Here is a 22,087-nt window from a genome sequence, read left to right as displayed (position 1 = left end):
TATCGCATTGGTTAGCTGCACGAGCTAACCATCGTTTTACACTGGCAGATTCTACCTCTAAAACATCGGCAATGGCTTCAATGCTCATACCTTTCATAGACATTTTTAAAGCTAAATCAATAGTTTTCTCAGCTTTCCGAAGATTATGATAAAAAGTGTCTGTGTGGTCGTTGAAGACTTTACCGCAATGGCGGCAAAGATATCTTCTTGTTTTTTCTCCACGACTTATGTAAGTTCCATTTCCAACAACATTGCCTTGGTTAGTAAGACCATAGAGTTTGCATTCTTTGTTCGGACAGAAAACGTCAATGAACCGTGGTTTTGGACCTCGTTCTCCCATAGTATAAATATACGATTTTCAAATATATAATATCAATTAGATACAAATTGACCATCAGAAAAAGAACGAATTTAAAATTATATATAATTTGCGTATTGCTACTTTTGTTTGCTGTGCCAGCTTCTGCGAATCCTGATGCTATGTTAGATAGAAGCTGAACCCAATTTGGAGATATTGAAACGTCTTCAATTAATTACATCAATGCAAGATGTAATGAAGTCAGAAACGATCTTATTTTAATTCCTGATATAACTATAATTGCAGATTATACCTACGGAGCTGCGAGTGATCAAGGTTTTATAAACGGTATCAATTCACTTGATGATGCAACTGATGAGAATGTTGTTTTAATCCATACTCATGGTGGAGCTCTTCTTTTATCTTATTTAATATTCAAAGATGAAAGCTGTCTATATAGTTTAGACGTGAACAGTTGGATGGACGAACGAGACGGAGGATTCATTTTTGCAGGTGCATGTAAATCTGCAAAATACACAGATCTAGGAAACGTGTTTATTAACAACGGTTTTGATACCTACTTTGGGTATAAAGACGATGTCAACACCTTACGTAATGCCCGCTTCTATTCTGCATTCTTTGATGCGGCTACTTTCACCGATGTCACTGTTTCTGAAGCAGCCAACTATGCAAGAAACCAAGTCGAAAAAGAGTTTGGAGATGCAACAGATGTTGCCAATAACAGATTTATAGGAAATTCAAACTTGTGTTTAAGACCGTAAGGGAGAAAAGATCATGAAACTTAGTCAAATTTGTATATTGAGTTTGGTACTGGCAAGTGCAATATTTGTGGCTTTTGCTTCTGAAGAGGGAGGAATGATATTTACGAAAGAAGATGCAAAGCAAACAAAATACCTTGATCCGTCAACTGCAGACGTAAATATTAGTTTTGAGGATGCAAAAAACAAGCTAATATCAGAAAATCCGGAAGTAATCAATGAATCTGTCCATGGAGAACTGATTGATGACGAAAATTTCGGGATAATCTGGCGAGTAAGCTCAAAAACAACTAATGGAAAAAGCATCTTTGCAGGAATAGATGCCTCTAATGGAGAGCAACTTTTTGTGTACGATGGATCAAAGAATGTAAAGGGCAAAGACAGTGTAAGTAAAGATGATGCTCTGAAAATAGCAGAAGAATATATCAAATCCAGGGTTTCAGCGGATAAAATTAATGATATTGAGCTTGAATATGTAAACTACATAGAACCTCCTGCTGATGATCTGCCAGGAAATTATCATGTAAGTTACGCAAGAATTATCAGGGGAATACCTTCTCTTTCCGATGGAATACTGCTTGATGTTAATGCAGAAACAGGCGAAGTTTCGAGCTATGACAAAAGCTGGTCTATGTCTGAAGAAGAGATAGCACTCATTGATACGGAACCAGGCGTTACGGATGAAAAAGCAGTTGAGATTCTCAAAGAATACATGAGTAACGAACCTTCTATAGGAGAAGAAAAAGCAAATACCGTAAAAGTTATTTCGTCGAACCTTGTCTGGAAAGAGGACGATGAAGATAAAATTCATCTGGCATGGTGGATCCGGTTCATGGATTCAAGTTTTGCAAAGGACGCTACCTATCCTGCTTCAGTATGGATTGACGCACATTCAGGAGAAATGTTGCTGTTTGATTATTACAGAGACTAAGTTCAAAAGAGCTCTAACTTTCCATTCCTCTTTGAGAAAGGCTTTCTATAATCTGATCAACATTCTTATCTGAAGCTATTCCTGACAGAATTTCTCTACCGTTTTTTCCCAAAATGTCTGTCAGCACATTCTTCAGATTTAATATTTTTAAAAATATAAAATTTCATGAGCTTCATTTTTTATATCTGTTTTTTTCCTAACAAGAGTTAACCTGAGCCGAACATATGGCCTGAATTCTCTGTGCCTCTTTGGGAAAACTCTTGATGGCTGAATCATATTAGACAGTGGAATTGCCTCAAAGGCAATTTTGCATCCGTGATCAAGTCACATTTGGGTCTTCGATGGTAATTCAATGGTTAGTTTTTCACGGCTTCGAAGAACCAAAGAACAGACAATATTCCTGTCCTAAGGTAATGATGGAGCATATAAACAAAAAAGGATTTTGGATTGCTGGTGCCGTCACCATTTATTGTGGTAATGATGGAACACATAAACAAAAAAGTTAAGTTAAAAGGACTTCCATTTATCTGGGCATGTTACTCGAAGAATATCATGTGCGTTTTTTCAGTTCATTTAGCAATAGGTTCCGATAAATTCTCAAATTCTGGACGGAAAGTTGCGTTTATTTCTCCTGGCTTCTTTTTTAAACATCAAGCTTTCTATTTAAAAGATCTTCTCGGCTGCTGAAAAGATATGTATCATTCCATTCAGTCGTAACCTCATCGGGATTAAGCTTTTGAAATGGTTGTTCCTGGTTTAGTGTTTCAGAAAAATTCGTAACCTCTGCAGAAGCACCGCATTCTGAAAACGTTGAAAAAAAGAGTAATAATCCCAGAGTGATGAGCCCTTTAACTATTCCGAGAGCAACAAGCTCTTTAACCGATTTATATCTCATAAAAGCGCCACCCTTAATAAATTAAAAAATTTCAACTTAGATTTATAAGAAACTTTTCCAGTATCTCAATAAAATAATAAGAATAACTATTGATATTTTTAAGATAATAATGTAAAAAGTTGTCGATTTTGAACTGACAGAACGGCAAAAAAGCGGGCTTCAAAATATAAAAATGTATGAATTAGGCGGAGTGTTATAACTTACTGAAAAAAAGAGCAAGAAAAAGAATTCAATGAGAACAAAAACATGAAGGCATTTTAAAAGATGAGATTAGTAAAGCCCGAAGGCCTTACTCTGCGTTACCAGTACCTGCTTATTTTGCGAGGTTGTAGTTCTGGTTGACAATCTTCAGGGCACAGAAGTTACCGCACATTGTGCAGGCGTCAGAATCTTCGGGAGCCCTGCTGCTCCTAACTTCTTTTGCGTGTTCTGGGTCGATTGCAAGAGAGTACATCTTTTGCCAATCGAGTTCTCTTCTGGCCCTGCCCATCGCAAGGTCCTGTTCTCTTGCCCTGTCTGGATATTTTACCATATCGCCTACGTGAGCTGCAATCCTGGAGGTTTTGACTCCTGTGATGACATCTTCGAGGTTTGGAAGGGCTAGGTGTTCTGCAGGAGTAACATAGCAGAGGAAATCACATCCGTATGATGCAGATATAGATGCTCCGATTGCAGTTACAATGTGGTCATAACCGGGTGCGATGTCAGTTACAAGCGGGCCAAGCATGTAGAAGGGCTTGTGGCCGCTCATTTCCTTCATGAGTTTTACGTTGGTTCCGATCTGGTCAAGAGGGACATGACCCGGACCTTCAACAATAACCTGCAGGCCCTGTTTATGGGCTTTATCGGCCAGTTCGGCATTGATGATGAGTTCCTGGATCTGGGCGCGGTCGGTTGCGTCGTGGACTGCACCTGCACGCATTCCATTTCCGGTAGAAAGGACTACTTCGTGCTCCTTGAGGATTTCAATAAGGTAATCAAAATTTGCATAAAGAGGATTTTCCTTTTCGTTGTGGAGCATCCAGGAAGTCATAAAGGCGCCACCACGGGAGCAGAGGCCACCGTACCTGCCGTGGGCTTTAAGCCGATCCATGGTAATATTGTTGATTCCTGTGTGGATTGCCATGAAGTTGGTTCCGAGCTTTGCCTGGTCTTCGGTTGCCTTGAAGAGTTCGTCTTCGGTCATATGCACGATTGAGCCATACTTTCTTGCAGCTTCAATGAAAGCCTGGTAAAGAGGCACTGAACCCACTGAAAGGGAAATACTGTCAATAACCTTTTTCCTGATTGCAAGGAAGTCTCCACCAGTTCCGAGCTCCATAAGAGTGTCTGCACCTGCAGCTTCGGCAGCCTGAGCTTTTTTAATTTCCATATCTACATCAACAATGTCTGAAGATACACCGATAGATGCATTGACTTTGGTCCTGAGTCCTTCTCCTATCCCGCATATCTTTACCTGCCTGTATGGAGAAGTTGGAATAACAATTCTTCCGGCTGCTACACCACGCCGGATGAATTCAGGGTCAAGTCCTTCATCCTTTGCAACGATCTTCATTTCTTCAGTAATAATCCCTTTTTGTGCATCTTCCACGATTGTCATATTATTAACCTCAAGCTTTCTATTATCTGTAAAATGTATCTGTAAGATTAAGCTGTAATTAAGGTAAGAGTGAGTTAAATCATAAAAGGCGCGTAATTATATATAACACTTTTTAAAAAACTAACTTTAACCTTACTCAAGTTTACTTTACTTCAACGTCTACAGTTAGCGGAAAATATAAGACATGTGATTAAAATAAATGTTTTATAAATATATATTAAACATTATTTGAGTAAAAGACAAGTAAAATTGTTTTAAATTGAAAATTGAAGAAAGCAAGGTTCATAGTAAAATCAGGTATAATATAGATAGTCTAACGGGGGAAACACAAGACCTCAATTTTCTATATTCAAAAATTAGTTTACTCTTTTTAACTATTGCCTACTTGGTAAATTCATTGGCAAAAATTGTCATAACTAAATTTACATAGTTTCTATGCATATTTGATACTTGCGTCACTCCAAAAAATCATTTATTTACTCCTAGTTGTGGAGTTCAAATGGCCTGGAAAGTTTGCTTGAACTCCACAGAGACATTTAAGTCAATATTATAAATTTTACTAATGGAATAGAAGGAACACCCAGTTTTGTTACTGTTAAAAAGTTTCATTAACATAATTAGGAATTTTATAGCTAATATTCTGGACTTATTTAGGTATTGCCATGAAATAAAATTCCTGTCCCAGAGTAACTTTGGCTTTTAAAAAGCCTGTGCCACTAGTAGTTTCTTTTATTTCGTTCAGGTACTGGCCCCTGTACTCTTTAGGCCACTCCCCTGGGTCATTATTTGCTTCCAAACGGATGTGGAAATATATCGGTGCTCCTTGTCTACATTCACTTACGTAGACATAACTGTCATAAGTCGGATTTGAGTCATACCTGGTGTATTCTCCATAAGGGATTACAGAAATATTCGAAATATTTTCAACCGGGAATAATATTGGACTTCCGTTACTTATAGGATCAAAAATATCAAAATAGTCTGCAACAAAATTTGCACTAAAAGAAATATCCTGAAGCCTGGATTCATTTGTCCTGAATCCAAGCATATATCCTTTTTCGGTTTCTGCAATAAAGGTTGTCCAACCTCCTGGTGTTGTTTTGTTGTCAAAGATTTCAGTTGCATTTTCAAAATAGGGACCTTTGCGGTATTGTTCAGGCCAGTTATCGATCTCGTGCATCAGCTTCTGGGTAAAACAAGGGTCTTTCTGAGCAGGGGGAGTAAAAAATTTGCCTTCTTTAGTTGCAGGAATCGGAACCATTATTACGGTAGGCCCCAATACATCTCTTCCGGAAAGGCCCTCTACATTGATGTCATATATACAATTATACCGTTGACCTCTATCCCTCCAATCTATTGAATCCATATAACCTGAGTGGAGAAAAATGCTCACGACAATGCCCCCTGTAAAAAGAATTAAAAATATAGCAACAAAATAGCGATCTTTTTTCGTCATGTTTATTGCTCTCTCAAAAGAACAAAATCGGCAAGATTTTTTCATACTCACTTAAATGTTGTGATACAATCTTTGCCTTTTGACTATTTTCTTTTAGTGGATACTTATTCAACCATTCTACAAATGCATCGGAACGATAAATCAAACCATGCTTCTTGCTGTCTTTATAAGACCAGTATGAATGGTTGACAGACTTGTTGTAAAGCCATTTGAGAAATTGATCTTGATAATATTCAGCGTCTTCTACTATTGTTTGCGGAACATCTATAATATCCGCATCAATATCAAATTGTGTAACTAATAACATTTTATTTACCTCTAAGAATTAAGGTACAGTTTCGACATTTGCAAGCAGATACTGTAATGTCTATGATTCTCTTGCCTCTGGACGTATGAAATTCAAGTTAACTTTTAAATTTTTTGTTTGAACTCTATATTCCTTACTTTAAATTAATTCTTTATAAGTTTTCAGGCTAATACTTTATCAATTTTAGGTAAAAGAATATTTATATATTGGAAACGGGCAGATAAAAAATTAGTTAAGATTTTTTAGGCAGAAATTATCTATAGGGTAATCACAACCAGTTATTTTTTTACCAGGCTTTATATCCCAAGTTACCTTTTGGAAACATAAGCTGTACGCATTCTAAAAGAAGAAAAAATCATTAAGACAATTGATACTAAAAAGTTTTAATGATCTCTTAGCTTCAAAAAGTCATTAACTAAAATTAAAAAAACATAGACTGAAAAAATAGAAATTCTTTATTTCTTCTGTTTATTCTGCTCCATGATTAAACGGACAGTTTGCCTATGGAGAGTTAATATGAAATCACTCAAGAGTCCGAATATATACATCTGAAGGCCGAACACAATTAGCAGGGTTGTTAAAACGGAAAGCTGTTCATGAGTAATATCACGGGACCACCACTCAATTACAACAAAGATTCCTGTGAACAGCCCTGTCAGGATAAAGATAGAACCTATTATCCCAAAGTAGAACATAGGATTGTGCATTTTTGCAAGCCTATAGATTGTAGATCCAATCCTGAATCCGTCTTTTACCGGATTTAACTTGGTTGCGCCTTTTTTACTTCTCGGCAAATAAGTGATAGGAACTTCTTCAACCCTCTGTTTTTTAAGAATACATTCTACAGAAATTTCGGTTTCTATCTCGAAACCGGTCTTATTAAGTTCAAGTTCTCTCACACTTTCAAGCGTAAACGCACGGTAACCTGAGAGGATATCTTTTAATTTTACGCCATATGCAACGTCAAAAAATATGTTTATAAGATGGTTGCCCACAAGATTGAACCTCGTAAAAGCTCCCTTGGAATAATTCTCCAGCCGGTTGCCTATTACATGGTCGGCACTATCTTCCAGTAAAGGCCTTAGAAGGGAGCGAGCTTCTCGGGTAAGGTATGTTCCGTCACCGTCAACCATTATTATGTAAGGACTCTCTATAAGCTCGAAAGCCTGAATCATTGCCTGCCCTTTACCTTTTCCGGTCTGCATGACAACTTTTGCGCCTTCAGCTTCTGCAATTTGCCCCGTGCCGTCCTTGCTGTTTCCGTCAATTACCAGAATGTTGGAAAAGCCTTCCTGCTTGAAGTCTTTAATAAGCTGCCCTATTGTTGCAGCTTCGTTCAGGGTGGGAATCAGAATGCAAACATCTACGCTGTTCACGTCACACATATCCTTTGCCGGAACCTCTACGCGCATCGCAGAATCCGTTTTATTGTATAAGTTAATCTTATTGTATAAATCCATTTTATTGTATAAGTTATATCGGTTACTTTACTTCCAGTAAAGGTTGTATGTAATATATTGAAGGTTCTTATAAAAGCCCCATATTGTCGAGCTGCTGGCGGACGACTTCAACTCCCCTCTCGCAGTCTTCAGGAGATTTTCCACCTGTAACTACCAGTTTTCCGGAGCTGAATATAAGCACAACTACTTTGGGCTCATCAATTCTGTATACAAGACCAGGGAACTGCTCGGGCTCATATTCAATGTTTTCAAGTCCAAGCCCTATTGCAATTGCGTTCAGGTTCAAAATAGTATGCAGGTCTGCTGAAGCAACAATATTCTGGACAGTAATCTGGGGATTCTCTATGGTCTTGATCCCTATACTGTTCAGCTTTCTCGCCATATTGCCTATAACTGTATGTACATCGGCAACATTTTTTGCCCCTGTACAGACAACCTTACCGGAAGTAAAGACCAGGAATGCAGCTTTAGGATCTGAAACCCTGTAAACAAGTCCGGGAAACTTCTGTTTGTTGTACTCGGCTCCTTCGAACTGGGACTCGATAACAGTTAAATCGAATTCTTCAGCGAGTTTAGTGGATGCAACCACATTTTCGATCTTGATGCTAGATTCGCTCATTAGTCAACCCTCAGTATATAAAGCAAAGGTAATATCCTCTAACCAGTATATAAAGCTATAGTTAAATACCCAGGTTACTATATAAATGGTTTATATATGGAATATAAAGGCCATAGAAAAGCTTAAATTAAGGACGCCCGTCATTTAAAAAAAATGAGTGGAGACGAGGGAGTTTGTATATTTTATCAGGTAATTAGTCTTTAAACTTCTTAAGACCTTCGAGAATAGAATCATACTTTGCACAGACTCTCTGAAGAAGATCGCCCTCAACACTACGATGTGTGGGTATAAGGATCTGAGCACCCTTTTCGATCTTAACCCCACTTTTCGAAACTCCATAGTCAGGTGCGATAAGAACTCCGTCTGCGGAAATTCCAAGAGAAAGATCGTTTACGATTCTTGAAACCATTTCAGTTGCCGGCTTAACCTTCTTCTCGATAAGGACAGCCGAAGAAACATATCTTTCCCTGGTTTCTCTAATTTTCTCAATGCTTTTTTCCACCATTTTTGAGTCTACCTCATCGGGAAGTTCTTCGACAAGTAGGGAAAGAGCTTCTATAAGGTCTTCAAAAGTTGTTGAATGCACCTCAAGGATTTCTCCGTCGCAGTACTGCCGTACAGTATCGGAATAACCTGCCGAGATAATGACTACGTCGGCCTCAAGTAGCCGGGAAATTTCCTCCTTTGAAGGCGAGTAAGCATTTGCTATGAAATATTCCTTAATTCCGCACATGTTCATAAAAGATTCGTACATGGGTGTCACGGCAATAGTCTTCCTTCCTATCCAGAGGTTGATATCACTTTGCCCGGCCTGTGATCTCAAAAGTTCAAGGATTTTGTCTTTTATTGCTTTAGGATCATTTCTTTTAAGCCCGAAATAGTCTGCAAAAAGAGGAGTTGTGGAAAGCTGCCTGCTTCTCCCGCAAGGCACAGAGTCTACAAAACCTCGCTCTATAAGGTCCTTTATATGGTCATAGGCTCCGCTTCCTCTCATATCAATGAGGTCTGACTGGAGCAGGGGCTGATGATAGGCAATCATGGAAAGGGTACGAAGTTTTGGGGCTGAAAGCTCTTTTGGGGCTACTTCCCGCATAAGCTCGGAGTATTCGGGTTTGACCTGCATAACATATCTCTCTCCAAGGTCAAGAATCTCAATCCCGGATCCTCGGGAAGAATAAGCCTCTGTCAATTTCTGTACTGCCGAAAGAACTGCTTTTTTTGGTTTTCCTGTAATTTTTGTAAGCTTTTCGAGGCTTACAGCCCTGCCAGCAGCAAAAAGCGCGGCTTCTATAATCTCAAGCTCACTCATAATTTTCACTTCCAGAAAAAGAACAAATATTCTTTAATCAGGTTAATTGGTAATAAGACGGGGTTAATTAATCGTTTTTGCAGGCTTTTACTAAGATTAAAACCTTAGAACACGAGATAATATTCAAGATAATATTCAAGATAATATTCAAGATAATATTCAAGATAATATTCAAGATACAAAGTATGTCAAATTACGAGTATAATGTCAAAGTATAAGGGTAAATATCAATTCACAATTAACTTCGGCTCTTCCTCCTGGTTTTCATGTGAAGGAATCTCCTCTGTCAAATTTGGTTCCGAAGAGTCTTTAATTTCAGGTTTTGAAGGTTTAGTTTTTGATTTTACAATATTTCGCGGAAAATGGATGGATTAGCCTCGGTGGAAAAACCGGATTCTTCTCCCGGATAAATGTATAATTCTTCAAAAAGTCCATTCTGGAAAAGCCATATCTTCCTGCTTGAGGCAAGAAAAAGAAGAGAAAGATAATCCATAATTTTGTCTTCACTTCTTTCCTGTAAACTGGAAAAAACCACTACAGACTGCTTCGCAAATAGTTCGGCAAGCCTTTGCCACATAAGGGATAACCGAGAGCTTATGGCTTCATCGTGTGCAATGCCCAGGATATCTCCCGTAGTAAGCTTTGGACGAGGACTTGATTCTTCTGAACTTTGGCTGGTTTTTTTTTCATTTTTTCTTGAGAGGTGTTTTTCTGCTTTCTTGAGTTCCAGAATCAGTTCATTGAGTGTTACCGGCCTTGTGGAAACACGACGAACTGGAAGTTTCGGGATAGGAAACTCTGCAGGCTCAGGGAAATCAGGATCTTCAGGGAAATCCGAATCAAATGTATCAACCTCTTCCTCCTCTACCTCAAGGATTCCCGAGGACTTCATGCGCAGGAGAATAGCAGAATAAAGAAGCGTCCTTGAGGAAATTCTAAGGTCCATCTGCTTTAGCTCTTCCACCCTTCCCAGAAAACTGTCAGTAAGCTGTACTATGTCTATGTCCCAGGGATCGATTTTTCCTGCTCGGGCAAGTTCAACCAGTATGCCCAGAGGTTCTGAGGTCTCAAACTCCGAAATATCAAGCAGGTTCCAATCGATTCCAAGGCTTGAAACAGTACCTGACAGTTCATAAATCTCGGATTTCACAAAAAGAGAGTCATTTTCTCCGGATTCGGAAACCTTATTAGTTTGAAGAAGCGGTACTTCAAGCGCTGCCCCCTCGTTATCCATAAGTTCAGCCATTAAGTCTCACTCCGGTAATGCTTGTGAGATTATTTTCCTGCATTGTAACCCCTATTGTCCTGGACGCGGCCTGGATCATAGGTTTTCTTAAGGAAACAACAATAAACTGGACTTTTGATCCTGAGGTTTTAACGCGCCTTGAAACCCTCTCTACGTTCCAGCCATCCAGAAACATATCAATTTCATCAAAAGCATAGAAAGGAGCAGGACGGTATTGTTGGATCGCGAAAATGAAAGCAAGTGCAGTAAGACTCTTTTCCCCTCCGGACATCGCCTCGATCCGCTGGAGAGTTTTTTCCTTGGGCTGCGCCTGAATAGTCATCCCTCCTGCAAAGGGGTCATCGGGATCATCAAGCAAAAGTTCACCCATGCCATCGGAAAGCTCATGAAAAATCTCCCTGAAATTGGCATTAATACCTGTATAGGCTTCCATAAAGGCATCTCGCTTTAATTGCTCATACTGGTTAATGCGCTCAAGGAGCTGCTCTCTCTCGGTAAAGAGAGTGTCACGTTTTCCCTGCAAATCCGAAAGCCTGAGTTCTACCTCATTGTACTCGTCAATTGCTCGCATGTTGACGGGCTCAAGCCGCCTGAGGGCTTCATCGATTGCCTGAATCCGCATGTAAACGGTTTCGTAATTCGGAACCTCATCAGTCTCCTCTATGCCTCTTTTCAGGATTTCTTCAGCAAACTGCTTTTCTTGGTCTAAAAGCGCGTTTTTAGTAGCCGTGAGCGTAAGCACCTGCTGCTTCGCTTTTTCAAGTGTGGTTGAGGCAATACTTACCCTGCGTTTGACCGCATTGTGTTCAACCTGAACTTTTTCCCGCTCTTGCTGAAGACCTAGCAGTTCGTCTGAGAGTTCAACCTCCCTGACTTTCTTTTCTTCAAGTTTTTCTTCAAACTCCTTTATTTTTATCTTCAGATTATTAACTTTCTCCATTCTTGAAGCTTTCTTCTCATCAAGTTCCCTGATAACTTCCTTTGCTTCAGCAATTTTCTGTTCGGTATACTCTTTTTCAAGCTGCAAGGCATTTAATGTGGCTTCAATATCTCGGATTCGGCCATCTAGCCTGCGGAGTTCTTCGTCAACGAATTCTATTTTTTTGTTGATTTCAGGCAGAGGGGAATCAGCAAGTTTAGTTTCAAGCCCTGAGATCTGCTCCTCAAGCTCGGATACGGTATTTTCCTTGTCGGATTTCTCCGCAGATACCTTTTCCATTTCAGTTCCGAGTTCGGTTCTGGACTCCTCGATTGATTTAAGGTCGGCCTGTTTGGATTCAAGAAGTTCAGCAAGTTTTGCTTCCCTGCCTGCAATTTCCTCAAGCTGGTTCTCTTTTCTTGAGATCGTAGCTTCACAGTCCCGAATTTTCCTGCTCAGCTCGAAAAGATGGCTTTCAATGCTGTCCTGCTTGCTTATGGCTGCATTCCGACTTGCATCCAGGGACCTGATCTCCTCTGCAAGTTCAAGCAGTTTATCTTTTTCTGCAGCCGCAAAAGAAGCTCCTGATTTAGAGGAAACTGATCCTCCTACCATTGCTCCGCTTTTTTCCAGAAGTTCGCCTTCAAGGGTTACCATTCTCGCCTTTCCCATGAGGCGACGGGCACTTGCAAGGTTTTCCATAACAAGAGTGTCCTGAAAAACATACCAGAAAGCAGGTTCAAAACTGGAATCAAACTGAATAAGGTCAATTGCGTACCCTATTACTCCATCTTCGTAGCTCAGGTTTCCAAGTCGTCTGGGCTCTTTCATTTTATTGAGGGGAAGGAAGGTAGCTCGTCCTCCTTTCCTACGCTTCAGGTATTCGATTGCTTCGGCAGCATCGGCATCAGTATCCACAACAATTGCCTGCATTCGGTTTCCTGCAGCAACTTCCAGAGCTATTGAGTATTGCCTGTCCACTCTTCCAAGCTGGGCAATGGTCCCGTGAATTCCAAAAAGATCTTCCTGCCTTGCAGCCCCTATTACCATTTCCACAGCCCTGGAATAGCCTCCGCCCTGTTCAGATGCCCGCACTCTTGCCTCCGTGATTGTGTACTCCTGCTGGAGGCTGTGGAGTTTGTTTTCAAGTTTCTTTATATCTTCCTTTATCCTGAAATGGCTGCTTTCGATATCATCACGGTCCCGAATAAGAGATTCCAGATTTTCGGAAAGCTTTTCAAGCTCGTACCTGACAGAAAGCGTATCACTGTCAGAGGTAGCAACTGCTGCTTCGGCGTCTCTGATCTGGTTTTCGATCTCCCGAAGTTCCAAAGATTTTCTCCTAAGTGTGTCAAGAAGTCGGTCCTCTGTTCGGATCAGTTCGTTTTTTTCATTTTTTACATCTTCCAGCTTCTTCCTGACAGTCATGAGCTCATCCCGTGTAGCAGTAAATTTTGCATCTACATCAGCAATCTTGCTCTGGAGCAGCATGCGTTCTGTTTTACGCTCGGAAAGCTCTGAAGAAATGCTTTCTTTTCTCAGGTTTTCGGCTTCAATCTTTTCTTCGAGTTCTCTGACCTTACCCTTGGTGGAATCGATTTCTACAAAGGCTTTCCTGCGTCGTGAGTCAGCTTCCTCAAGTTCGGATTCCGAAAGCTCTATACTATCTACGCAGCGAGAAATTTCTCCCTTTATTTCTTCGATCTCCCTCTTAACCTGAAGCTGTTCATCCTCTCCTTTCTTTCGGATTTCGACTGAAAGCTCTTCTAGGGTTTCTTCAAGAGCCTGAAGTTCCTTCATTCTTTCGTTCAGGAGTAGCTGGACTTTTTCAAGGTGTTCTTCCTTGCCTGTGAGTTCCTTATCAACATTTTGCAGTTCAGCTCTAGCGTCCTTGAGTTTGGAAAGCAGGAGATATCCTTCAAATTTTACTTTTTCAGCCTTGAGCGCCTGGTATTTTAATGCCTGGTCTCGTTCCCCTGCAAGTTTTCCTAACTGAGTGCGTACCTCTTCAAGGATTATATCCACTCGCTCGATTTGCTGTCTTACGATTTCCAGTTCATCAAGTGCCTTTTGCTTTCGTTCGTCAAACTCCGCAACTCCTGCGATTTCGTCTATAATCTTTCTTCTTTCTACGGAAGTCATGGAGATAATTTGCGTTACATCTCCCTGCATAACCACATTGTAGCCTTCAGGCGTTATTCCGGCTTTTTCAAGCTGGGAATGGATTTCTCCAAGACTTACGGCTTTTCCATTGAAATAAAAATAGCTGTAGTATCCGCTTTTTGTCCGCCGGATCTTTCTTGAGACCTCAACTTCATCAAGCTCTAAAGGTAACTTATGGTCAGAGTTATCAAAACGGATCGTAACCTGAGCAAAATCAGGCTTTTTTGACGCGTCGCCATTATAAATCAAATCGGTAAGTTTTTCAGCACGAAGAGTCCTTGAACTTGTGAGCCCGAGTGCAAAAAGAATCCCGTCTATTATATTAGACTTCCCACTCCCGTTCGGACCCGAAATTGTAGTAAAGTCATTATAAAAGGGAATCTTTACTTTTTTTCCGAAAGACTTAAAGTTAACAAATTCAATCTCTTTTATATACACAGAATGCCTCTGTAATCTTACGTTTTTGAGAATGTTTCTGTCTTTTTAAGCTTTATTTCACCGAGAATTTTTTTTCCGGCTACATGTGATAACTTCGGCATCTTCTTTTTCCCGCACGTCCACTGACTCTTCTATGAAATGCTTTTTCGAAGGCCTCTCAGCAATTATATACTCACATTTATAATCATCTGCGGGTTGATTCATAGAGCCGGTATTATCAGTAGAAGGCTGTCTTTCATGTAACGACGGTACCGGGGATGGCTGCCTGAACTGTGTTTTGATCGGCTGTTGTTGCCTGGCAGGTTCTCTAACTGAGTGTCCCTGTCTAATAATGCCTCTAAGCCCTCTTTTATCACCACTTTCTGCAATAATATATTCACACTTAGTTTCGGCTTCATCTCTGTCTAGATCTGCCGGCTCAATTTCTCTGAGTTTTAGCTGAACTTTTGCGCCTATACCTGGCAGGGAGGCAGGAGCTTCCTTAAATTGTCCCAGTCTATATGCCGGTCTTTCTTTTTTAAGCTCAGGTCTCGGTTTGGCTTTTCTGGAAAGGGGCGGAAGGTCAAGAGGGTCTTCAGGAAGAGGCAGAGTAATGGAAGATGGAACAGTAGAAGGAGAAGACGGGACCACAGAAGGTGGAGCAACCGGAGCAATTTTTTTTGCGTTATCCAGTTGTTTAGCAAGATCCCCTATCTGTGTTTCCAGTTTTTTTATTATCGTTTTCTGGTCAAGCAATTCGCGGACAAGCCCATCCTGAATGCTTCCAAGTTCCCTAAGTTTCCTGTCAGCTGCTCCCGAGTCATTTTCTCCTGATGCTTTCAATTCTGTTCTTAATTCGTTCAGGATTGAAGCCTTGAGTAAGGCAGGGTTAGGAATTCCCATAAGCTCTGTTCTGATTTCGGAAAGGACAAGATCTTTGATGGAGTCTTGATCGGAAACATTTTCCATTTCGGCCCGCAGTTCATTGAGAACCGAAACCTTAATCGATTTCTTGAGAGTCTCAAGCTCCTCATAGGTTACCGATAATCGCCTTTTAAGCGGTGTATTGTGCACATCCCTCTGTCCAGTTCTCATAAAAGTACCTCTTATGATAAATTCGGGTTCCGATTTTCTGACTGCCTGGAATTTTCTGGTGATAAAGCAGTCAGCACAATAATAATTAAATTGATTAGATCATAGGAATTTAAATAATATATACAAAGTACATGTAATCTTACTTTAAATATATATGGTAATCGATAGTTTTTCCTGCCTTTTCTAACTCTTACAAAGAGGAACAAAAATCTTTTTATTTAATTTTTGCCGAAATATTCCGTAAATCGTGCTGGAGATACCAAAAACTGTGATAAAAAGTTTCCTGAAGCGGGAACTGATTTTTCAAGGAAACAATAGAAGAGGACTAAAAGGGATCAAGGGATAAAAGAGGGTTAGGGAACAAAAGAAAATTAGGAAGCAAAAGAGGGTTAGGGAATAAAAGAGGGTTAGGGAACAAAAGAAAATTAAAAACAAAAGAGGATTGAGGAAACAAAAGAAAATTAGGAAGCAAAAGAAAATTAAGAAGCAAAAGAGGAATAACTTGATCGAAAATTTATATAAATATTTTTCGATATATGCATGATAAGTAATAAATAGATATACTTGTGCAGTTCCTGCATGCCTGAACAAATCGAGTGAGAGTAATATTCAAATCCCGATATATTTACAGAGAAATCCAGAGAAAAAAGGTTCATAAACTGTAAAATAAGTAAATGAAACCCAAGTTTAACTTAAAATAAAAGAGTTAAAGAGTTGGATTTCAAGAAGGGAGAAATATCCTTAAGGGAAGTGTTAGTTAATGGACGAAAAGGAACTATTAAAATCGACCAGTACATTCTCCCTCGATTGAATTTTGGAAGAGGTACAGTCCATTTCCGCAGCATCTTCATTAACAACGGAACCGTGAGTTCCGGTGCTTTCAAGGAAAAATTGAACCTCATCAAGTCCAGGCTCGCGGAAATTGTCCATTTCGATTATATCCATAATAACACTCAACACGTTTTTGTGTAAGTGAGTGGTAATTCGGGTCATCGGGAATAACACTATGTATCAAATATTAATAGTTTGCGATAAAAACAGAATTTTTTGAAAAGAAGAAACACATTTATTAATATATAAATGTTGCGCCAGATATAGCAAAATTTTCCTTTTGCTAGATTAATCACATACACTTAGATAAATAAGTAGAGAAAGATAGTTACTTATGAGGTAAGTCTGGGTAAGAAGACCTGCAACATAGTATAATAACAGAAACCGGAATAAAGAACAAAACAGAAACCGGAATAAAGAACAAAACAGAAACCGGAATGAAGAAATCACAGAAAAATAGGCCCAAAAATCCGGATCAGGATGCCCATTCCAATAGCCAGTAGTATAGTGAAAATAACTATCAAAGCCGTATCCTTTATTCCAAGTTCGTGCTTCAGTACTGCAATCGTTGCCACACATGGCACATAAATGGTCGTAATTACAGCAAACTGGTACATCTGGACAGGTGTCATTACAGCTGCAAAATTGGCTGTACCTGCAAGTACTGCAAGAATCTGAAGAGCCATTTCCTTTCTAAGTATCCCAAAAACCAGGGCAGTTGCCGCAAATGCCGGAAGGCCCAGCATTCCCACGGATATAGGCTCTACAAAGTCCTGGAAGATGGAAAGAAGGCCAAGAGCATCGGCAATTCCCAAAAAAGCGCTTCCAACGAGTAGAAGCGGGAAAGCAATATACAAAAATTCTCTACTTTTCATCCAAGTCTTTTTGAGGGTAGATTTCAGTTCCGGTTTTCTAAGAGGAGTCATTTCCATGATGAAGCCACTCCTCTGTCCTGGCAGGCTCTTTCCCAGAATCAAACCCATGCCAGCAATAATGAAAATCTCCATAAGATAGATTGAAACTGCAGGCCAGAAACCTACGAAAGTTCCAACAAGTCCCAGGATAATGACGGTCCGTGCAGAGCAGGGAATTAAAGATATAAGAAGAGAAGCTATCCTCCTTTCCCTCTGCGTGCCAAGGGAATGCACTGCCATAATTGCAGGAACATTGCAACCAAAGCCAAGAACCAGCGGAATCACGGCTCTTCCGTGAAGACCAAGCTTATGCGTAAGATTATCGAGCAGAAAAGCCGCCCTTGTAAGATAACCCGAATCCTCAAATACGGAAAGAATGGCGTAAAAAACTGCGATGTATGGAATGGCAATTGCAAAACCGGCCTCTACTCCCCGAAGAGAATATATAATCAGATTTTTCATGATAGGCGACATGCCCGAAGTTGCGGCTTCGGCAGGAAGGATCACATGAGGCTCAAAGATTTCATTCACAATCCAGGTCTCAAGGAAGCCTCCTACCCGGAAAACAAGAAGGAAAGTAAAGAGCAGAGCAGATATGAGCACTGCAATTCCGAAATTCGGGGAAGTAAGGATGGCATCTATTCTTTCTCTTATATTTTTTTTAGGTTCAAACCTTGAAACCACGCTGTCCACAATATATCCTGTTTCTCCATAGAGATCTCTTGCAACAGTATCAGGTACTGAAATTCCCTGTTCGATCTCCAGGTTCTGTCTTAACCGTCTGGCAGAAGAGAGCAAGGCATTAGCCTCAGGCGGCATACAGCAGAGTTCTACAAACTCAGCATCATTTAGTAGAGCTGCCATTTTTACGATTGGAGGTATGTTGGGAAAAGCATAGTCAAGGCTAGAAAGAGCCTGCCGGATCCACTGGCTATATCTTACCTGATGGTGTTCCTGATTTTTATTCTGTTCGTCAAGGGCTACAAGCATTACCTCATCGAGCCCTATTCCCCAGGTCGCAACTGTTGGCACTACAGGCAGGCCAAGAAGTTCTGAGAGTCCGTCCTTATCAACGAGAATTCCGAGGTCTGCAGCCAGATCTACCTGGTTTAACGCAACAACCATCGGAATATCGAGTTCCAGAAGCTGTAGAGTCAGGTACAGATTCCTTTCAAGCCTGCTTGCGTCAACGACATTGATTATAACATCCGGCCGGTCCTCAATCAGAAATTTCTTAGTTACTTTCTCATCTTCATTTGTGACCCCAAGAGAATAAATGCCTGGCAGGTCAATGATTTCAATAGTTTTTCCCCGAGCCTTTACAATTCCCCTTTTAAGAGCAACTGTCGTACCCGGATAATTCGAGATCTCTACACCTACCCCGGTTAATCTACTGAAGAATACGCTTTTTCCAACGCTTGGGTTTCCTATGAAAGCTATTGTAAGGTCATAGGGACTTTTGTTCTTACTTTCACTTCCCGAAGTGCAGCATGAACTTGAAATTCCTGTCATCTCTAGTTATTTTACTCCGTTCCAGTTGTATGCCTTCTCGTACTTTTACACTCTTTTGCTTTTTGGAGCTATGAATATTTTCTTTGCAATGTCCCTTCCGAGAGCTATTTCTGATCCTACCACTATAACCGAGATACAGCCCTGTTTCTGTTTTCTCCTAATCTCGATATCTTCTCCTGTAAGAATACCAAGGGAAGTCAAACGCTCTTTTGTCTCTCTTGGAAGGGTCACTCTGGCAACTTTGCCTGAACTACCTTCTTCCATTTCATCAAGCGGGATAAAACTTTCCTCTTGCCTTATATTATTTTTATCAATATTGATAGGATTCCCGTCAGGGCAATATTCGGGGCATCCCAGAAATTCGTATATCTTTTCAAGTACGGCATCCGAGACTGCATGCTCAAGTTCACAGGCTTCTTTATGGGCTTCCTTCCTATCAAAATCAAGGACATCAACCAGGAAGGTTTCAAGTACCTGGTGTTTTCTTTTGATCTTGATAGCCTGATCAGTTCCTTTCTTTGTCAATTCAACTCCCTGATAAGGTGTATACTCTACAAGCCCTGAAGAATGTAACTTTTTTATCATTTCCGTCACGCTCGGCGGAGATACGTTGAGTTCTTCAGAGATCTGTTTTGTCTTTGCAGGGCTCTGATTTTTTCTAATGAGATAGAGAATAGTTTCAAGATATTCTTCAAATCGATCGATATGCATTACGTCATCCCGCCAGCGTATGCCTGATTCAAGATCCGGTATTAGGATAGCCTAAAAATGTAACCACCTGAATAAATAATTTTTGATCTTTGGCTATTTACATTTATTTTAAATCTTGCAAATTTAAATCCTGTATTTCAAATTTCGAATTTCAAGTTTCGAGTTTCAAGTTTTATATTCAAAAAATAGAAAAGAAAGATCCTGGAGAAGGATTTCATAAGCAGTTCAGGGATTAACCGACTTCATAACAGCAATTTCATTACAATCCGGAAACTTAGGGCATCTCAAGCAGCCGGACCAGATCTTTCTAGGAAGGCTGTTTTTGTCTACAACCTTAAAGTCCAGAGTCTCGAAAAAGCCGGGTACGTAAGTAAGGGCAAAAACTTCTTTCATACCAAGGTTTTTAGCATCCTCAAGACAGGCAGAAACAAGCTTTGTACCTATTCCTTTTCTTGCACAGACCGGGTTCACGGCAAGGGCAAGTATCTCTGCAAGGTCTTCCCACACTACATGTAGGGCACAACAGCCTACAACTTCTCCATCAATCTCACAGACGTAATAATCCCTGATGTTCTCGTATATCTCACTCAGAGAACGGGCGAGCATCAACTCTTCCTTCGAATAAGTATTGATGATTTGTTTCATTACAACTACGTCATTTACTCTGGCTTTTCTGATCAATTCGTGTTTCCTCTGGGTTAGCATTTTCTTTTCTAATAAAACAGAATCCACTGGGTTATAATAATAAAACCTTATTGTGTACTTCTATGCAATACTTACTTTCCGGATAAGAAATTTTCCATTGTTTACAAGAGTACCCAGTTACTCAGAAAAATTCGGTTCTTCTAAGCAGGCAGAATATTCAGAAAGCCTTAGAGTTGAAAGCTATGTAGTTCAAAAATAGACTTTCGTTTCTTGAAAAAACCGAAGAAGACAGGTTAAACAAATAGGATTACGAAAAAAGTAGGTTAAACAAATAGGATTACGAAAAAAGCAGGTTAAATAAATAACCTGCTTTCGGCAGGTCGACATAAAAATCCATTCAATTTTTCTATTGATATCGTTTTTTTCAGAACTATTTAAATTAAATTTAAATTAAAAATTACTAAATGTTAACCATAACATTATTAATATATATTTGTAACAAAAGGAGAGAAACGACAAATCTGAATAGATATTTAGTCCTCATGATACTGATTTTTAACTAAAACTACAAAAACTAATGATGAAGAATATTTAAGTGTTAGAATGTGCTTGCTGCCGAATGTAGGAATAAGATTACAAAAAAACAGATCAGGTAAATATGGGTTACGAAAAAGACAAGTTTAACAAATAGAGTTACAAAAGGACAGGTTAAGTAAATACTGGTTACGAAAAAGACAGCTAAGTAAATACTGGTTACGAAAAAGACAGCTAAGTAAATACTCGTTACGAAAAAGACATATTAAAGGAAATTAGCGGGCGCGAAGGGATTTGAACCCCCGATTTACAGCTTAGGAGGCTGCCGCCATATCCTGGCTAGGCCACACGCCCATGAAAAGCTTCCTCAAAATGCAATCTTGCAACTATCTACTATTTACATTTCAGGTGATCCATAATACCGGTATAAGATATATATCAAATTATCGCTTCATAACTGAATGTAAACCTGGAAACAAGAACCAGGATTTTTCAGGAAAGTTTTAAATCCAATGTTAACCTTTGATCTCCCAAAGGTTAACAATATTTCACATTTTCAAGATTTTCAATTGAGATATATTTTCCAGGATTTAAATTAACCTTTATGAAGTTATCATTATGGATAGTAAGGTTACTGCGGTTCCAGTCTTTCTATCTGTTATATCCTTTACTTTGCACCAGATTATATTGCCTGCCAATTTAGGGGCATAAAAAGCTTTGACAGGCTTGAAAAATGTGAAAAAAATTAGAAAAACCTAATAAAACTGATAAGAGGAAAATATGTGCATATAAAAAGCAACGAACCCTATTCCAACCGGACCCCTGAACTAAGAATGATGGTTTTCGCATCTCTTTTTGCAGCTCTGACCTCAGCAGGAGCTTACATACAGATCCCTATACCTTTCTCTCCAGTTCCTGTTACACTGCAGGTTTTCTTTGTCCTGCTTGCCGGAAGCATGCTGAAAAGCAAATGGGGAGGCTTGAGCATAATAGTATATACCCTGCTTGGCATTGCAGGACTTCCTGTGTTTGCAGGAGGTAGTTCCGGAATGGGCGTACTTTTTGGGCCAACAGGCGGGTACATAATTGGTTTCATTCTGGCGGCTTATACTGTGGGAAAGCTCTTCGAGAAGGCTGAAAACGCTGACAAGTCCAGCCTCCTGATTAATGTCATTAATATGAGTGTAGGAGTCCTGGTTATCTATACCTGCGGATTTATTCAATTAATGTTTGTGTCTGAAATCGGGCCTGGAGCAGCCCTTGCTCTTGGCGTCGTTCCTTTTCTGCCTGGAGAAATTATAAAAGCTGGAGTTGCCGCATATATTACTTCAACCTACAAGCTCTAAAGCTACTTTCAAAGCTCTAAACCTATTTTCTTTTAATTTTTTCTAGATAAGCAAAAAATAAAAACGAAACTCAAGTTATCAAGAGATTTGTAAAAAATTT

18 protein-coding genes, 1 tRNA gene and 1 pseudogene are annotated in these 22,087 nt (G+C 39.7%); 3 read left to right on the top strand and 17 right to left on the bottom strand.

The window, feature by feature from the left end; all coding sequences use genetic code 11:
* A partial coding sequence (locus tag ASJ81_RS11535; RefSeq protein WP_141241686.1) for an IS1 family transposase occupies positions 1–340 on the bottom strand: 340 nt, incomplete at its 3' end.
* A 437-nt stretch (positions 341–777) separates the two neighbouring features.
* Here ASJ81_RS11535 and ASJ81_RS11530 point away from each other — a divergent pair.
* Both ASJ81_RS11530 and ASJ81_RS11525 read left to right on the top strand, forming a co-directional pair.
* Entirely contained in the window at positions 778–1,080 is a 303-nt protein-coding gene (locus tag ASJ81_RS11530) for a hypothetical protein (protein WP_095644570.1), read from the top strand.
* Positions 1,081–1,093: 13 nt separating this feature from the next.
* The gene (locus tag ASJ81_RS11525; protein ID WP_245860091.1) at positions 1,094–2,008 is read left to right on the top strand and encodes a YcdB/YcdC domain-containing protein; all 915 of its coding nucleotides are present in this window, start codon (positions 1,094–1,096) and stop codon (positions 2,006–2,008) included.
* Positions 2,009–2,042: 34 nt separating this feature from the next.
* On the opposite strand, the pseudogene ASJ81_RS11520 reads toward ASJ81_RS11525, so the two are convergent.
* From ASJ81_RS11520 to ASJ81_RS11440, 16 genes and pseudogenes are all read right to left on the bottom strand, one after another.
* Positions 2,043–2,299, bottom strand: a pseudogene (locus tag ASJ81_RS11520) (IS110 family transposase); the annotation flags it as partial.
* Between the two features lie 352 nt (positions 2,300–2,651).
* The gene (locus ASJ81_RS22800; RefSeq protein ID WP_095644568.1) at positions 2,652–2,903 is read right to left on the bottom strand and encodes a hypothetical protein; all 252 of its coding nucleotides are present in this window, start codon (positions 2,901–2,903) and stop codon (positions 2,652–2,654) included.
* Positions 2,904–3,216: 313 nt separating this feature from the next.
* Positions 3,217–4,503, bottom strand: a complete 1,287-nt coding sequence (thiC, locus tag ASJ81_RS11505) for a phosphomethylpyrimidine synthase ThiC (RefSeq protein ID WP_095644567.1) — start codon at positions 4,501–4,503, stop codon at positions 3,217–3,219.
* 646 nt (positions 4,504–5,149) lie between these two features.
* Positions 5,150–5,959 (bottom strand): hypothetical protein, encoded by an 810-nt coding sequence (locus ASJ81_RS11500; protein WP_245860088.1) that lies wholly within the window; start codon positions 5,957–5,959, stop codon positions 5,150–5,152.
* 13 nt (positions 5,960–5,972) lie between these two features.
* On the bottom strand, positions 5,973–6,266 hold the full coding sequence (locus ASJ81_RS11495; protein ID WP_095644566.1) for a hypothetical protein: 294 nt from the start codon (positions 6,264–6,266) through the stop codon (positions 5,973–5,975).
* A gap of 455 nt (positions 6,267–6,721) precedes the next feature.
* The gene (gene aglJ / locus ASJ81_RS11490) at positions 6,722–7,642 is read right to left on the bottom strand and encodes an S-layer glycoprotein N-glycosyltransferase AglJ (protein WP_095644574.1); all 921 of its coding nucleotides are present in this window, start codon (positions 7,640–7,642) and stop codon (positions 6,722–6,724) included.
* A gap of 151 nt (positions 7,643–7,793) precedes the next feature.
* A complete protein-coding gene (locus ASJ81_RS11485) occupies positions 7,794–8,345 on the bottom strand; it encodes a TATA-box-binding protein (protein ID WP_048109315.1) in 552 nt (183 codons plus the stop codon).
* 193 nt (positions 8,346–8,538) lie between these two features.
* Positions 8,539–9,654 (bottom strand): SMC-Scp complex subunit ScpB, encoded by a 1,116-nt coding sequence (scpB, locus tag ASJ81_RS11480; RefSeq protein WP_095644565.1) that lies wholly within the window; start codon positions 9,652–9,654, stop codon positions 8,539–8,541.
* A gap of 343 nt (positions 9,655–9,997) precedes the next feature.
* On the bottom strand, positions 9,998–10,900 hold the full coding sequence (locus ASJ81_RS11475; RefSeq protein ID WP_095644564.1) for a segregation/condensation protein A: 903 nt from the start codon (positions 10,898–10,900) through the stop codon (positions 9,998–10,000).
* Positions 10,893–14,420, bottom strand: a complete 3,528-nt coding sequence (smc, locus tag ASJ81_RS11470; protein WP_095644563.1) for a chromosome segregation protein SMC — start codon at positions 14,418–14,420, stop codon at positions 10,893–10,895. Before smc ends, ASJ81_RS11475 begins: the two co-directional genes overlap by 8 nt.
* A 57-nt stretch (positions 14,421–14,477) precedes the next feature.
* Entirely contained in the window at positions 14,478–15,494 is a 1,017-nt protein-coding gene (locus ASJ81_RS11465) for a hypothetical protein (protein ID WP_095644562.1), read from the bottom strand.
* 753 nt (positions 15,495–16,247) lie between these two features.
* On the bottom strand, positions 16,248–16,487 hold the full coding sequence (locus ASJ81_RS11460; RefSeq protein WP_095644561.1) for a hypothetical protein: 240 nt from the start codon (positions 16,485–16,487) through the stop codon (positions 16,248–16,250).
* 284 nt (positions 16,488–16,771) lie between these two features.
* A complete protein-coding gene (feoB, locus tag ASJ81_RS11455; protein WP_095644560.1) occupies positions 16,772–18,751 on the bottom strand; it encodes a ferrous iron transport protein B in 1,980 nt (659 codons plus the stop codon).
* A 45-nt stretch (positions 18,752–18,796) separates the two neighbouring features.
* Entirely contained in the window at positions 18,797–19,462 is a 666-nt protein-coding gene (locus ASJ81_RS11450) for a metal-dependent transcriptional regulator (RefSeq protein ID WP_095644559.1), read from the bottom strand.
* A 225-nt stretch (positions 19,463–19,687) separates the two neighbouring features.
* The gene (locus tag ASJ81_RS11445) at positions 19,688–20,143 is read right to left on the bottom strand and encodes an N-acetyltransferase (protein WP_245860086.1); all 456 of its coding nucleotides are present in this window, start codon (positions 20,141–20,143) and stop codon (positions 19,688–19,690) included.
* A gap of 777 nt (positions 20,144–20,920) precedes the next feature.
* Positions 20,921–20,995: transfer RNA gene (locus ASJ81_RS11440), tRNA-Arg, on the bottom strand.
* A 428-nt stretch (positions 20,996–21,423) separates the two neighbouring features.
* On the opposite strand from ASJ81_RS11440, the gene ASJ81_RS11435 reads away from it, so the two are divergent.
* The gene (locus ASJ81_RS11435; protein WP_245860084.1) at positions 21,424–21,987 is read left to right on the top strand and encodes a biotin transporter BioY; all 564 of its coding nucleotides are present in this window, start codon (positions 21,424–21,426) and stop codon (positions 21,985–21,987) included.
* Positions 21,988–22,087 lie beyond the last annotated feature (100 nt).

The sequence above is a fragment of the Methanosarcina spelaei genome, assembly GCF_002287235.1.
GTDB classification, from domain to species: Archaea; Halobacteriota; Methanosarcinia; order Methanosarcinales; family Methanosarcinaceae; genus Methanosarcina; species Methanosarcina spelaei.
Note: the sequence above shows the minus strand (reverse complement) of the source record. Positions and strands in the feature narration are given on the sequence as shown.

What these genes read in the sequence shown, in the direction of transcription:
- scpB (WP_095644565.1), bottom strand. Translation starts at nt 9,654, where the DNA reads ATGAGTGAGCTTGAGATTATAGAAGCCGCGCTTTTTGCTGCTGGCAGG.
- ASJ81_RS11465 (WP_095644562.1), bottom strand. Translation starts at nt 15,494, where the DNA reads ATGAGAACTGGACAGAGGGATGTGCACAATACACCGCTTAAAAGGCGA.
- feoB (WP_095644560.1), bottom strand. Translation starts at nt 18,751, where the DNA reads ATGACAGGAATTTCAAGTTCATGCTGCACTTCGGGAAGTGAAAGTAAG.
- ASJ81_RS22800 (WP_095644568.1), bottom strand. Translation starts at nt 2,903, where the DNA reads ATGAGATATAAATCGGTTAAAGAGCTTGTTGCTCTCGGAATAGTTAAA.
- ASJ81_RS11450 (WP_095644559.1), bottom strand. Translation starts at nt 19,462, where the DNA reads ATGCATATCGATCGATTTGAAGAATATCTTGAAACTATTCTCTATCTC.
- ASJ81_RS11475 (WP_095644564.1), bottom strand. Translation starts at nt 10,900, where the DNA reads ATGGCTGAACTTATGGATAACGAGGGGGCAGCGCTTGAAGTACCGCTT.
- ASJ81_RS11530 (WP_095644570.1), top strand. Translation starts at nt 778, where the DNA reads ATGGACGAACGAGACGGAGGATTCATTTTTGCAGGTGCATGTAAATCT.
- ASJ81_RS11460 (WP_095644561.1), bottom strand. Translation starts at nt 16,487, where the DNA reads ATGACCCGAATTACCACTCACTTACACAAAAACGTGTTGAGTGTTATT.
- ASJ81_RS11525 (WP_245860091.1), top strand. Translation starts at nt 1,094, where the DNA reads ATGAAACTTAGTCAAATTTGTATATTGAGTTTGGTACTGGCAAGTGCA.
- ASJ81_RS11500 (WP_245860088.1), bottom strand. Translation starts at nt 5,959, where the DNA reads ATGACGAAAAAAGATCGCTATTTTGTTGCTATATTTTTAATTCTTTTT.
- ASJ81_RS11485 (WP_048109315.1), bottom strand. Translation starts at nt 8,345, where the DNA reads ATGAGCGAATCTAGCATCAAGATCGAAAATGTGGTTGCATCCACTAAA.
- thiC (WP_095644567.1), bottom strand. Translation starts at nt 4,503, where the DNA reads ATGACAATCGTGGAAGATGCACAAAAAGGGATTATTACTGAAGAAATG.
- ASJ81_RS11495 (WP_095644566.1), bottom strand. Translation starts at nt 6,266, where the DNA reads ATGTTATTAGTTACACAATTTGATATTGATGCGGATATTATAGATGTT.